This is a genomic window from Kitasatospora cinereorecta, assembly GCF_024172095.1.
Lineage (GTDB): Bacteria > Actinomycetota > Actinomycetes > Streptomycetales > Streptomycetaceae > Kitasatospora > Kitasatospora cinereorecta.
In genome coordinates this window covers 1414429-1427255 of sequence record NZ_JAMZDX010000003.1, presented here as the reverse complement: position 1 = coordinate 1427255, position 12827 = coordinate 1414429, and the positions used below count along the sequence as shown (strand labels likewise).

At 74.2% G+C, this 12827-nt stretch carries 12 protein-coding genes; 5 read left to right on the top strand and 7 right to left on the bottom strand.

What is annotated here, in order from left to right; translation table 11 throughout:
- Together FHR36_RS19855 and FHR36_RS19850 are read left to right on the top strand one after the other, a co-directional pair.
- A complete protein-coding gene (locus FHR36_RS19855; RefSeq protein ID WP_253799148.1) occupies positions 1 to 1317 on the top strand; it encodes a DUF58 domain-containing protein in 1317 nt (438 codons plus the stop codon).
- Positions 1314 to 3743: a transglutaminase TgpA family protein gene (locus FHR36_RS19850; protein WP_253799146.1), complete on the top strand. Its 2430-nt coding sequence runs from the start codon at positions 1314 to 1316 to the stop codon at positions 3741 to 3743. Before FHR36_RS19855 ends, FHR36_RS19850 begins: the two co-directional genes overlap by 4 nt.
- A 69-nt stretch (positions 3744 to 3812) precedes the next feature.
- Here the strand turns inward: FHR36_RS19850 and FHR36_RS19845 are convergent, their stop codons facing one another.
- The 3 genes from FHR36_RS19845 to FHR36_RS19835 form a co-directional block, all read right to left on the bottom strand.
- Positions 3813 to 4196, bottom strand: coding sequence for an SCO2097 family morphological protein (locus FHR36_RS19845; RefSeq protein WP_253799142.1), 384 nt, complete (start codon positions 4194 to 4196; stop codon positions 3813 to 3815).
- A 237-nt stretch (positions 4197 to 4433) separates the two neighbouring features.
- The gene (locus FHR36_RS19840) at positions 4434 to 5186 is read right to left on the bottom strand and encodes a methyltransferase domain-containing protein (protein ID WP_253799140.1); all 753 of its coding nucleotides are present in this window, start codon (positions 5184 to 5186) and stop codon (positions 4434 to 4436) included.
- 122 nt (positions 5187 to 5308) lie between these two features.
- Complete coding sequence (locus FHR36_RS19835; RefSeq protein ID WP_253799138.1) at positions 5309 to 5818, bottom strand: SAV_6107 family HEPN domain-containing protein; 510 nt, start codon at positions 5816 to 5818, stop codon at positions 5309 to 5311.
- 641 nt (positions 5819 to 6459) lie between these two features.
- On the opposite strand from FHR36_RS19835, the gene FHR36_RS19830 reads away from it, so the two are divergent.
- Together FHR36_RS19830 and FHR36_RS19825 are read left to right on the top strand one after the other, a co-directional pair.
- A complete protein-coding gene (locus FHR36_RS19830) occupies positions 6460 to 7074 on the top strand; it encodes a DUF4126 domain-containing protein (protein WP_253799136.1) in 615 nt (204 codons plus the stop codon).
- Between the two features lie 11 nt (positions 7075 to 7085).
- Positions 7086 to 8465 (top strand): phytoene desaturase family protein, encoded by a 1380-nt coding sequence (locus FHR36_RS19825; protein ID WP_253799134.1) that lies wholly within the window; start codon positions 7086 to 7088, stop codon positions 8463 to 8465.
- A gap of 20 nt (positions 8466 to 8485) precedes the next feature.
- Here FHR36_RS19825 and FHR36_RS19820 read toward each other — a convergent pair whose 3' ends face one another.
- Both FHR36_RS19820 and metF read right to left on the bottom strand, forming a co-directional pair.
- On the bottom strand, positions 8486 to 9238 hold the full coding sequence (locus FHR36_RS19820) for a hypothetical protein (protein ID WP_253799132.1): 753 nt from the start codon (positions 9236 to 9238) through the stop codon (positions 8486 to 8488).
- 106 nt (positions 9239 to 9344) lie between these two features.
- Positions 9345 to 10259, bottom strand: coding sequence for a methylenetetrahydrofolate reductase [NAD(P)H] (gene metF / locus FHR36_RS19815; RefSeq protein ID WP_253799130.1), 915 nt, complete (start codon positions 10257 to 10259; stop codon positions 9345 to 9347).
- Positions 10260 to 10428: 169 nt separating this feature from the next.
- Here metF and FHR36_RS19810 point away from each other — a divergent pair, with 169 nt between their 5' ends.
- A complete protein-coding gene (locus FHR36_RS19810; protein ID WP_253799127.1) occupies positions 10429 to 11535 on the top strand; it encodes a polyprenyl synthetase family protein in 1107 nt (368 codons plus the stop codon).
- 214 nt (positions 11536 to 11749) lie between these two features.
- On the opposite strand, the gene thiE is transcribed toward FHR36_RS19810, so the two are convergent.
- Positions 11750 to 12409 carry a thiamine phosphate synthase gene (gene thiE / locus FHR36_RS19805; RefSeq protein ID WP_253799124.1) on the bottom strand — a complete coding sequence of 220 codons (660 nt, stop codon included), beginning with the start codon at positions 12407 to 12409 and terminating at the stop codon, positions 11750 to 11752.
- Entirely contained in the window at positions 12406 to 12771 is a 366-nt protein-coding gene (locus FHR36_RS19800) for an Rv2175c family DNA-binding protein (protein WP_253799121.1), read from the bottom strand. Before FHR36_RS19800 ends, thiE begins: the two co-directional genes overlap by 4 nt.
- Positions 12772 to 12827 lie beyond the last annotated feature (56 nt).

The following is a 12827-nucleotide window of genomic DNA, read 5'->3' as shown; positions in this document are numbered from 1 at the left end:
ATGGCCCGCTCCGACAGCCCCATCGGCCTCCGGGCAGGGTTGCGCGGGCTGACCACCCGGGGCCGCTCCTTCCTGGCCGCGGGACTGACCGCGGCGGGCTGCGCCTACGTCTTCGGCCAGGACGCGCTGTTCCAGGTCGGCGTGCTGCTGGCGGCCCTGCCGCTGGCCTCCGCGCTGCTCCTGATGCGCACCCGCTACCGGGTGGCGGGTGGGCGCCGGCTCACCCCGCACCGGGCGGCGGCCGGCCAGGAGGCCCGGGTCCACCTGCGGCTGGACAACGTCTCGCGGGTGCCCACCGGTCTGCTGCTGCTCGAGGACCGGGTCCCGTACGTGCTCGGGCCGCGCCCGCGCTTCGTGCTGGACCGGATCGAGCCGCGCGGCTTCCGGGAGGTCTCCTACCGGGTCCGCTCGGACCTGCGCGGCCGCTACCAGCTGGGGCCGCTCCAGCTGCGGCTCTCCGACCCGTTCGGGATGTGCGAGCTGACCCGCTCGTTCTCCGCCTCGGACCTGCTCACAGTGGTGCCGCAGACCCAGAGCCTGCCCCCGGTGAAGCTGCCGGGCGAGTGGGCGGGCCAGGGCGATTCCAACATGCACACGCTGGCGCTGGCCGGCGACGACGACGTGATCCCGCGCGAGTACCGGCACGGCGACGACCTGCGCCGGGTGCACTGGAAGTCCACCGCCCGCTACGGCGAGCTGATGGTGCGCCGCGAGGAGCAGCCGCTGAAGGCCCGCGCCACGGTGCTGCTGGACACCCGCGAGACCGCGCACCGCGGCAGCGGCCCGGCCTCCTCCTTCGAGTGGGCGGTCAGCTGCGCCGCCTCGGTCGGCGTCCACCTGATCGAGCGCGGGTACCAGACCCGGCTGCTCACCGACACCGGGGTGAGCGTCCCCGAGGCCGGCACCGGCACCTCCACGGTCGCCGAGTCGGCCGGGCTGCTGCTGGACACCCTGGCCGTGGTCGAGCACTCCGACGGCGGCGGCCTGGCCCGCGCCGAGGAGGCGCTGCGGCTCGGCGGCGAGGGCCTGCTGGTGGCCGTCCTCGGCACACTGGACGAGGAGCAGGCGGTCCGCCTGGGCCGGCTGCGCCGCCGTACCGGCGGGGCCGTCGCCCTGCTGCTGGACACCGCCGGCTGGGCGGGCCTGCGGATCATGTCGGAGTCGGCCGACCCCGTCCTGGAGCAGAACGTCCGGCGGCTGCGCGAGGCCGGCTGGACGGTGCTGCCGGTCCGCGTCGGCGACGCGCTGCCCGCCCTGTGGCGCCTCGCCGACGCCACTCACAACTCCGCCGCCTACCGAGACGAGGTGGGTCCGTGACCACCAGGGCCAAGTTGACCCTGAGCGCGGCGCTGGCCACCGCGCTGACGGCGCTGTGCCTGATGCCGCTGTTCCACGACTCCATGCAGCTGATCCCGCACGGGCTGCTGATGATCGCGGCGGCCGCCGGCATCGGCGCGGGCCTGCGGGTGCTGCCGCTGCCGCGCGGCCTCGTGGTGCCGCTGCAACTGCTCGCGGTGGCGTACGTGCTGCTGCTGACGTCGGTGCAGGGCTCGATGGCGTACGGCCTGCTCCCGGGCGGCCGGGCGCTGGCGGCGGCCGGCGAACTGCTGCGCACCGGCGGCGAGGACATCCGCCAGTACTCCATCCCGGCGCCCGGCACTCCGGGCCTGCGGCTGATCGTGATCAGTGCGGTCGCCGTGGTCGCCGTGCTGGCGGACGCGCTGGCCGTGACGTACAAGCGGGCGGCCGCGGCCGGCCTGCCGCTGCTCGCCCTCTACTCGGTGGGCACCGGGCTGTCCGGCGGGGCCGGCGGGAGCTGGCTGTGGTTCCTGTTCGCCGCGGTCGGCTACCTGGGGCTGCTGTACACCGAGGGCCAGGACCGGCTCTCCCGCTGGGGCCGGGTGTTCCACGGCACCGGGCGGGCCTCCACCGGGATGGCCCACGGCGGCCAGCGGGTCGGCGTGATCGCGCTGCTGTTCGCGCTGGTGCTGCCCGCGTTCCTGCCGCACGCCGGGCTGGGCCTGGTGGGCGGGTTCGGCGGCGGCAGCGGGACGGGCACCGGCATCGGCGGGACGGGCGGCGGCGAGCGCTCGCTCAACCTGGTGGTGGCGCTCACCGCCAACCTGCGCAACAACGACGACACCGAGCTGTTGCGCTTCACCACCGAGTCCGGCGAGGCCAGCGAGGAGTACCTGCGGGTCGCCGCGCTGAGCGACTTCAACGGTCAGGAGTGGACGATCGGCGACCAGTCGCTGGACGCCGTCCCGACGCCGCTGCCGCTCCCCGAGGGCCTGTCCCCGACCGTCGCCACCGGCTCGGAGCGCACCACGGTCAAGCTCTCCGACAAGCTGTCCACCTCCTGGCTGCCGATGCCCTACCCGGCCAACTGGGTCGAGGTCGGTCCGCTGACCAACTGGCGCTTCGACAAGGCCGCCCGCACGCTCTCCGCGCAGGGCCAGAAGCTCAACAACCTGCAGTACACGGTCGGCTCGGCCACCGTCCAGCCGACCTTCGACCAGCTGGTCGCGGCCTCGGCCGTCCCGGCCACGGTCAGCAACCGCTACCTGGAGCTGCCCGAGAACCTGCCGCCGGTGGTCGCCCAGACCGCGACCGACGTGACCAAGGGCAAGAAGAGCAAGTACGAGCAGGCCGTGGCCCTGCAGGACTACTTCACCAGCGGCGCCTTCACGTACAGCACCAAGGTCGAACCGCGCACCGGTCCGGACGCCATCGCCAAGTTCCTCCAGGACAAGGACGGCTTCTGCGTGCACTTCGCCGCCACCATGGCGGCGATGGCCCGCTCGCTGCACATCCCGTCCCGGGTGGCCATCGGCTTCACCCCGGGCACCGGTGACAGCAAGGCGCGGATCGTCCGCAGCTCCAACTTCCACGCCTGGCCGGAGCTGTACTTCCAGGGCGTGGGCTGGCTGCGGTTCGAGCCGACCCCGGGCCGGGGCGTCGTCCCCGCGTACACCCGCAGCCAGACCGCCCCGTCGCCGGCCGCCTCCAGCCAGCAGCCGAGCGCGGGCGCCAGTGACAACGCCTCGCCGTCGGCGAGCGGTGACACCCACTGCACCGCGCAGCAGCGCAAGATCGGCGACTGCGCGGACGACTCGCTGGCCGTCCAGCACGCCGCCGCCGGCAACGCCTGGTGGGAGAACTGGCAGGTGCTGGCGGTGCTGTCGCTGATCGGGCTGGTCCTGCTGCTGCTCACCACGCCGATGCTGTGGCGGGCGCGGCTGCGCCGCCGGCGGCTCGGGCCCGGCCGGCACCTGCCCGGCGCGGCGAAGGCCGCCGACGGTGCGGAGCGGGCCGAGCTCAGCGATGCCCAGGTGCTGGCCGCCTGGGCGGAGCTGATCGACTCCGCCTGGGACCTCGGCATCCCGCCGGACGACGCCCGCACCCCGCGGCACACCGTCCGGCGCCTCGCCGAGGCCGCCGAGCTGGACGCCGAGTCCGAGGCGGCCGCCGGCCGGGTCGCGCTGGCCACCGAGCGAGTGCTGTACGCCCGCACCACCGACGCGCCGGCCCGGCTGGCGGCGGACGTCCGCACCGCCCGGGTCGGCCTGCGGGCCCACGCGGGACGGCTCGGGCGGATCCGCGCGGTGCTGCTGCCGGCCTCCACCGTCCAGGTGTGGTGGCGGATCGCCGACCGCACCATGGCGGCCAGGGAGCGGGTGGCCGACGGGCTGGCGAAGGCCCGCGAGACGGTCCTGCGACGGCTGCGCCGCGACGGCCGGTAGGTTCCGGGCAACGCAGAGGGCGGGCAGTCGGTTCGACTGCCCGCCCTCTTCCGTTCCGGTCGGACCCGCTTACAGGCCCTGCTGCTCGTCCCGGCGGCGCTGCCAGCGCTGCTCCATGCGGTCCATCACTCCAGTCTTGCGGTGCGGTGCCGAGGCTGGCCTCGGACCCGATCCGTGACCTGCCGGACCGCGCCTCCACGCCGTCACGGCGAGGACCGCGCAACCCAGCATCACCACGAACCCCACCACGCTCACCCAGATCTGCTGGGCGACCATGCCGCCCATCAGGAGAGCGACGCCCGCCACGAACCCCGCGACGGCCAGGTAGACCCTCCGACGGGTGTAGGTGCGCAGGCCGGTTCCCTCGAGCGCCGACGCGAACTTGGGATCTTCGGCGTACAGCGCTCGCTCCATCTGCTCGAGCAGTCGCTGCTCGTGCTCCGAGAGCGGCACGGAGTCCTCCTACTCGTCGGTCGCGGGGCGACCGGTCCACCACCCCTGGCTCGGCCCTGTGTGGTCCATATGCCCCATGGGTCTGGGTGTCATGCTTACCGGCTTTACCCAGATCATACGGTTCGAGGGCCGACTTCGGCGTGGTCAATCCAGCGTGGCTCGGGCCACTTCCACTCGCGGCCCGCACGGTTCCCAACGCCGCAGCGGCGGCACAAGTGCCCGAAAGCACCCGCCGGATCAGTCGAGTTCCGCCAGCAGGTGGAGCTGGGTGGCGACGGCGTGGAAAGCGGGCTGCTCGGCGGCGGCCAGCTCCAGCTTCAGCAGGGCCTCCACGGCACCGGGCTCGGTGTCCACCAGCACGCCGGGGACCAGGTCGGCGAAGACCCGGACGCCGTGCACCGAGGTCACCCGCAGACCGGCCGCGGAGGCCAGCTCGGTCAGCTCCTCGCCGGTGAAGCGGCGCGGCATCGGGTCGCCGGCTCCCCAACGGCCGTCCGGCGCGTCCAGCACGGTGCGGGCCTCGGCGAAGTGGCCGGACAGCGCCCTGGCCAGCACCGCGCCGTTGCGGTTGGCGGCGAGCAGGCTGACCAGCCCGCCCTTGCGCAGCGTGCCGGTCAGGCTGGCCAGCGCCTCGGCCGGGTCGTCGACGACCTCCAGCACCCCGTGGCAGAGCACGGCGTCCACCGAGGCGGCCTCGACCACCTCGGGCAGCGTCTGGGTGTCGCCCTGGACGGCCCTGACCAGGTCGGTGACGCCCGCCTCGGCGGCGCGGCGCTCCAGCGCGAACAGCGCGTCCGGGCTCGGGTCGACCACGGTCACCCGGTGGCCGAGCCGAGCCACGGGCACGGCGAAGTTGCCGGTGCCGCCGCCGGTGTCGAGCACGTCCAGCACCGGACGGCCCACCTCGGTGGACCGCCGCTCCAGCGCCGCCTTCACCACCTCCCACACCACAGCGGTACGCAGGGCACTGCGGGGACGCGTCGGGTACAAGGCGGAACTCCTCAGCACAGGGGTGTCGGCCGAACGGAGTCCACCTTACGGGCATCGGCGAGCCGCTGAGAGCAGGCACCGCGCAGGCACCGCGCAGGCGCTGCGCCGCCGCTGCGCCGCCGCTACCTGCGCCCCGGCACCGCCAGTAACCGCTCCACGATCCGCAGGTACAGGGCCGTGTTGCGGATCAGGTCGTCGGCGTCCCGCGCGGTGGCCGAGCCGGCGATCCCGGCCTCCGCGGCGGCCCGCCGGCGGGCGCCGGCGGCGAAGTACGTCGCCCACTCCACGAGCTCGGGAGCGACCTCCGGCAGCAGCTCCCAGGCACTGCGGATGGCATGGCGACGGCGCGGATTGCGCTCCGGCCGGCCGCGGACGGCCAGCACCGCTGCGGTGGTCCGCAGCGCGGCGAGGTGCGCGGTGGCGTACCGCTCCAGCGGATCCTCCAGGCCGCGGGCCTGGATCAGGGTGCGCTGCGCCTGCCGGAGCAGGTCGATCGCGGCCGGCGGGGCGGAGGCCCGGCGCAGCACCGGGTGGACGTCGGCGCCGCGGTCGCGCGCGGCGGGCACGGGTACGGTCGTGGGCACGGGCACTGGTACGGGCACTGGGAGCTGTTCAGGGCGGACTGCCGTCATGATCTCCCCCGTTCCGAGGCGGGTGCGCGGACCCGGATGGTCCGTGCCCCACCATCGTGAACGGCACCACTGACAATCCGGTCTCCGTGCCGACGCCGGCCCCGGAAACGGGGCGGGCGACACCGCGGCGACGGGCGGGCCACGTACCCCCGTGGCCCCGTCGCGCGGTGTCGCCCCCACGTCCACCGGTGGCGCCCTCGCACGCGGCGCAACCGGTCTCCCCCCGGTCCGGTCGGTCCCCCGCAGCCCTGCTCCGCCGCCCCGTGCCGGCGGTGCGGAGGCTGCTCCTCCGACCGTGGTGACCGCGCCCCGGCCGCCGCTGGCGGCCGTCGATCCCCCACGGGCTCCGGCCGACGCGGGGCGCGTCCCGGTCCGACGGGCTTCCGACTCGCCGGTCCGTGGCCACCACTGTGCCCTCCCCGCGGTCCGGGGGCTATCCGCTCGGGTACTCAATCCTCGGTCTGAGTACCCGTACTCAGTCCGTCCCGTGCTCGGATCACCCCGTACCCGGACCATCCGTACCCGGACCGCTCCGCCGTCCGGCGGCCGTCCGCACCGGGCCCGGGGCGGTGCCCGGCGGGCGGTAGCGTAGGCCGGCGGCCGTCCGGCAGTCGGGCGGCCTTCGCGGAGGGGAGCCAGGGGTGAACGCCATCCCGCTGATCTTCACCAGCGGCTGGGCCAGCGGTATCAACGCCTATGCCGTGGTGCTGCTGCTGGGCCTGTTCGGCCGGTTCGGCGGAGCCGAGACGGTGCCGCCGGTGCTGGAGCGGACCGACGTGCTGATCGCGGCCGGGGTGCTGTTCCTCTGCGAGGCGGTGTTCGACAAGATCCCGTACGTGGACACGGTCTGGGACGTGATCCACACCGTGATCCGCCCGATCGCCGGCGCCACCGTCGGCGCGCTGATGGCCGCCCACGACCCGGGCTCGCTCGGCGAGGTCGCCGCCGGCGCGGTCGGCGGCGTCTCGGCCCTGGTCAGCCACGGCATCAAGGCGTCCCTGCGGATGGCCGTCAACACCTCGCCGGAGCCCGCCTCCAACATCGTGGTCAGCCTGCTGGAGGACCTCTCGGTGGCCGGCCTGGTCACCCTGGCGATCTTCCACCCCTGGGTGGCCGCCTCGATCGCCGGCGTCCTGCTCGCCCTCGGCGTCCTGCTGGTCTGGTTCGCGTTCTCCCGGATCCGCCGCTTCCTCCAGCGCCGCCGCGAGCGCCGCGCCACCAAGGCCGGGTACGGACCGGCGCTGAGCGGGTCCTAGGATCGGTGCCCATGGCACGGATCGTCATCATCGGCGCGGGAATGGGCGGGCTCGCCGCGGCCTCGCGGCTGGCCACCCTCGGGCACCGGGTGACGGTCTGCGAGGCGTCCGGCACCTACGGCGGCATGGTCGGCCGGTACGAGCGCGAGGGCTTCGCCTTCGACACCGGCCCCGGCCTGCTGGCCCTGCCCGCGGTCTACCGCGACCTCGCCCTGAAGACCGGCCGTGAGCCGTTGGAGCAGCTGGTCGAGCTCGCCCCGGTCGATCCGGAGAGCCGCCACCTGTTCCCCGACGGCAGCGACGTGGTGCTGGCCAACGCCTCCCGGGGCGGCGTCGGCCGGGCCCTGGACGCCGCGTTCGGGGCCGGCGCCGGCGAGCGCTGGGGCGCGGTCGTCAACCGGGGCCGCACCGTGTGGGAGGCCACCCGCAGGCCCCTGCTGGAGGAGCCGCGTCCGGCCGAGCCGGTGGCCGACCCGTACCCCGTCCCGGCCCGCCGCGGCCTGGCCCGCTGGCTGCCGTCCGGCCGCCACACCCTGGCCGACGTCGCCCGCCGGGAACTCGGCGGCCACCCCGGGCTGACCGCGCTGCTCACCGAGTACGCGCTGCGGCACAGCCTCGATCCGGCCGCCGCGCCCGCCGCCGCGACCGTCCTGCCCTACATGGAGCAGTCGTTCGGCGTCTGGTACGTCCGGGGCGGCCTGCGGGCGCTCGCCGACGCGGTGTACCGGCGGTGCGAGCTGCGCGGGGTGGAGTTCCGCTTCGGCGCCGCGGCGGTGCCGGTGGTGGAGGACGGCCGGGTGTGCGGTGTGGAGGTGGGCGGGGAGCGGATCGCGGCGGACCTCGTGCTCAGCTCGGCGGACCCCGGGGCGGCCCCCGAGGCAGGCCCGACCGGCACCCCGGCGGGTGGCCGTATCACCGTGCTGCTGGCGCTGCGCGGCGCTCGGCCGGAGGGGACCGTCCACCGCACCGTGGTGCACGCGGCCGACGGGGAGCGGGAGCTCGACGCCCTGCGGCGCGGGGCCCTGCCCGAGCGGCCCACCGTCCAGCTGCTCCGGCCGGACGATGCGGCGCTGGTGCCGGACGCGGACCACGAGTCGGCGACCCTGACCGTCACCGTCCCGGGCGCGGTCGACCCGGCCGGCTTCGCCGAGCACCTGCTGGAGCACCTCGCCGCGAACGGTGTCGACCTGCGGGAGCGGCTGCTCTGGCACGAGACCCGGCATACGCCGTACGTCCCCGCGCCGTCACTGGCCGGCGGACCGCTCGCTCCGGCCAACGAGTCCCCCACTCCGGGCCTCTACCTGATCGGCGGCCACGCCCACCCCGGCGGCGGACTCGCCCGCGTCGGCATGTCCGCGTGCATCACCGCCGGCCTGATCGGCCCGGCCTGACGGCCTGCACCCCGCGGGGCTCAGGACTGCTGCTGGTAGTCCCACGTCTGCGGCTGCTGGTAGCCGTACGCCTGCTGGTACTGCTGCTGGTACTCCCACGACTGCTGCTGCTGGGCGGCCTGCGGGTCGGTCCAGCCGGCGGCCTGGTACTGCTGCTGGTACTGCTGCTGCGCGTACGGGTCCTGGTACACCGGCTGGCCGTAGGCGTCGTAGCCGTACACGGGCTGCTGCTGCCACTGCTGCTGCTCGTAGCCCTGCTGGTAGTAGCCCTGTTGTTGCTGCTGCTCGGGCTGCTGGTAGTAGGTCTGGGCGGACGGCTCCTCGGCGTAGACGCCGTCGTCGCCGATCTCCTGGAGCTGCTCGTACGCGAAGGGGGCGGCCGGCTGCTCGTCCTCGATCGGGCCGACCTCGCCGACCTGCGGAACGGCCGCGACCGCGGTCGCGGCCGCCACTCCGCCGGTGGCGGCGGCCAGCAGCGGAACGCGGGCGAGCGGTCCCGGCAGGCTGCCGTCGGGGCGGCGCAGCGACCAGCCGACGGGCTGCCCGCGCTTGACCGACAGGGTGACGAAGACCTGGCCGACGGCGAACGCGGCCGCGCCGAGGCCGATCACGATCACCGACTGCAGCTGCATCCCGGCGACCACGCAGAGGAATCCGCCGAGCGCGACCGCCCGCCAGTGCAGCGGGGCGCGGCTCTGCAGCAGCAGCTCGGCGACCAGCCAGAGCGCGACGAGCGCCAATGCGGCATAGAGGAGCAGGTATCCGATGCCCATCCCGCTACCTCCAGAAGCACGCCGCACGGTTGCGGGCGACTGTACCGCCTCCAGGCGAACAGCACCGCATTCCGCGCAGCGGCACGCAGCGCGGAACCGGGTGGGGTCAGCGCTTGTGCAGGCCCAGGTTCTGGTAGATCTCCAGCGTCGACGTGGAGTGGTTCAGCGTGATGAAGTGCAGGCCCGGCGCGCCCTCGGCGAGCAGCCGCTCGGCCATCGCGGTGGCGTGCTCGATGCCGATCGCCCGGACCGCCGCCGGATCGTCCGCGACCGCCTCGAAGCGCCGCTGCAGGTCCGCGGGGAACTCGGAGCCGGACAGCTGCGGGAAGCGGACCAGCTGCCGGATGTTGGTGACCGGCATGATCTCCGGGATGATCGGCGTGGCACAGCCCGCCGCCTCGACCCGGTCGCGCAGCCGCAGGTAGTCCTCGACCTCGAAGAACATCTGGGTGATGGCGTAGTCGGCGCCCGCCCGGCACTTCCGGACGAAGTGCCGGATGTCGTCGTCCCAGTTCTCCGAGCGCGGGTGCATCTGCGGGAACGCCGCGACACCCACGCAGAAGTCGCCGATGCTCTTGATCAGCTCGACCAGCTCGTACGCGTAGGTGACGCCCTGCGGGTGGCGCACCCACTCCCCCATCGGGTCGCCGGGCGGGTCGCCCCGCACCGCGAGGACGTTGCGCACGCCCTCGTCCGCGTACTGCCCGATGATGTTGCGCAGCTCGGCGATCGAGTGGTCGACGGCCGTCAGGTGGGCGACCGGCGTCAGCGTGGTCTCGGTGGCGATCCGGCCGACCAGGTTGACGGTGCGGCCGCGCGAGGAGCCGCCGGCGCCGTACGTCATGCAGACGAAGTTCGGGTCCAGGGCCTCGACCCGGCGGATCGCGTCCCAGAGCTTGCGCTCGGCCTCCTCGCTGCGCGGAGGCATGAACTCGAAGGAGAACGAACGGTCGCCTGCCGCCAGCAGATCACGCACGGTCTGTGCGCGGTCGCTTCTGGTGGAGGGAATGCCGAGTGCCATGGTGGCAGGTTAGCCGTCGGTGAAGGGCCGCAAACAAACCCGTTCCACCAAGTGAGACACCGAACGAGACGGTGATGGGCCGGTCGGGTGGTGTCCCCGCCAGTGCGATTCCGGCCCACGGGTGGTCCTTCGTTAGTCTGACTGTCAGCCGATCGATCCGGAGTCCGCCGTGCCCTCGCCCCGTAGCCTCACCGCCAACCCCGTCGACGCGGAGGCCGTCCGCGAGCGGATCAACGCCGCGCTCGCCGCGTTCATGGACGGCCGGCAGGCACTGCTCTCCGGCATCTCGCCCCAGCTCGGGCCGGTCGCCGACGCCCTGCGCGACTTCCTGCTCGACGGCGGCAAGCGCCTGCGGCCCGCCTTCTGCTACTGGGGCTGGCGCGGCGCCGGCGGCGCCGCCGACAGCCCCGGCATCGAACGGGCCGCCGCCGCCCTCGAACTCCTCCAGGCCAGCGCGCTCGTCCACGACGACCTGATGGACCGCAGCGACACCCGCCGCGGCCTGCCCTCCGTCCACCGCCGCTTCGAAACACTCCACCGGAGCAACGGCTGGCGCGGCGACCGCGAACAGTACGGGGCCTCCGCCGCCGTCCTGCTCGGCGACCTGCTGCTCATCTGGTGCGACGAACTCTTCCAGGCCAGCGGCCTCGACGACGCCGCCGTGCGCGCCGCGAAGCCCGCGTTCGACCTGATGCGGACCGAAGTGATGCTCGGTCAGTACCTCGACGTCCTCGAACCGGTGGCCGGCGACTCCACCGACGACGGCGCGCTGGAACGGGCGCAGACCGTCCTGCACTACAAGTCCGCGAAGTACACCATCGAACGGCCGCTCCAGGTCGGCGCGCTGCTCGCCGGCGGCGGGCCCGACCTCGTCGAGGCGTACGCGGCCTTCGGCCTGCCGCTCGGCGAGGCGTTCCAGCTCCGCGACGACCTGCTCGGCGTCTTCGGCGACCCCGCCGTCACCGGGAAGCCCGCCGGCGACGACCTGAGGGAGGGGAAGCGGACGCTGCTGATCGCCCACGCGATGCGGCGCCTGCCCGCCGCGGACGCCCGCCACCTCGACGAGCGGCTCGGCGCGCCCGACCTCGGCGCCGACGAGGTCGCCGTCCTGCGCACGCTGGTCGAACGCAGCGGCGCGGCCGACCTCGTCGAGCAGCGGATCGACCACCTCATGGGACAGTCCCTCGCCGCCCTCGACGCCGCCCCCCTCGCCTCCGGGCCCACCCGCGACGTCCTCCGCGCCCTCGCCGACGCGGCCACCGTCCGCAAGTACTGAGCCCCTCAAAGCAGGGGCGCGGGGAACTGCGCGAACCGGAAGCCCCTCAAGGCCAGGGGCGCGGGGAACTGCGCGAAACGGGAGACAGCTCAGGTAGAGCCCTCCGCAGGCAGAAGCCCCACCCCCGGTCGGCCCCACCATTGAGGCGAACCCGCCCCCGGGGCCGGCCTCGCAGTTCCCCGAGCCCCTCAATGCACCAGCCCCTGAAGCGGAGCTAGTTGCGGAGGCGCTCGGCGAAGGCGGTTGCGGCGGCGCCCGGGTCGGGGGCGGCGGTGATGGCGCGGACGACGACGACGCGGGTGGCCCCGGCGGCGAGGACGTCGTCGAGGTTGTCGAGGTCGATGCCGCCGATGGCGAACCAGGGGCGGTCGGTGGCGGCCTTGGCGGCGTGGGTGACGAGGCCGAGGCCGGGGGCGGGGCGGCCGGGCTTGGTGGGGGTGGGCCAGACGGGGCCGGTGCAGAAGTAGTCGACGCCGGGTTCGGCGATGGCGGCGTCCACTTCGGATTCGGCGTGGCAGGAGCGGCCGATGATCACGTCGTCCCCGAGGATCGCCCTCGCGGCGGGCACCGGCAGGTCGTCCTGCCCGAGGTGCAGCACGTGGGGCCGGGCGGCGTGGGCGACGTCGGCGCGGTCGTTGACGGCGAAGAGCTTGCCGTGCCGGCGGGCGGCGTCGGCGAAGATCTCCAGGTATTCGAGTTCCTGCTTGGCTTCGAGGTTCTTGTCGCGGAGCTGGACGATGTCCACGCCGCCGGCGAGGACGGCGTCCAGGAACTCGGGGAGGTCGCCCTGCTCGCGGCGGGCGTCGGTGCACAGGTAGAGCCGGGCGTCCGCGAGTGCGGCGCGGGCGTCGGGGCCGTCGGTGGGGGCGGTCACAGGGCCATGGCCTGGGCGCGGCGCTTGACCTCGGTGGCGCGGTTCTCGCGGAGGGCCTGGATGGGGGTGCCGGGCAGGGACGGGTCCTCGGTGAACATCCACTCGAGGATCTCCTGGTCGGAGAAGCCGCAGTCGCGGAGCACGGTCAGGGTGCCGACCAGGTGCTTGACCGGGCCGTCGGTGTCGATGAAGTCGGCGGGTACCTGCAGCGACTTGTTCTCGCCGCGGCGGACGGCCAGCAGGGTGCCGGTCTTCACCATGGTGCGGACCTCGGTGACCAGTACTCCCCACTGCTCGGAGATGTCGGGGAGGTACATCCAGGCGGGAATCAGGGCGTCAATCTTGGGATCGATCTCACTCACGGCACCAGCCTGCCATCCCGTGCCCCTCCGACGCGAGATTGCCCCCTCCCGAGCGG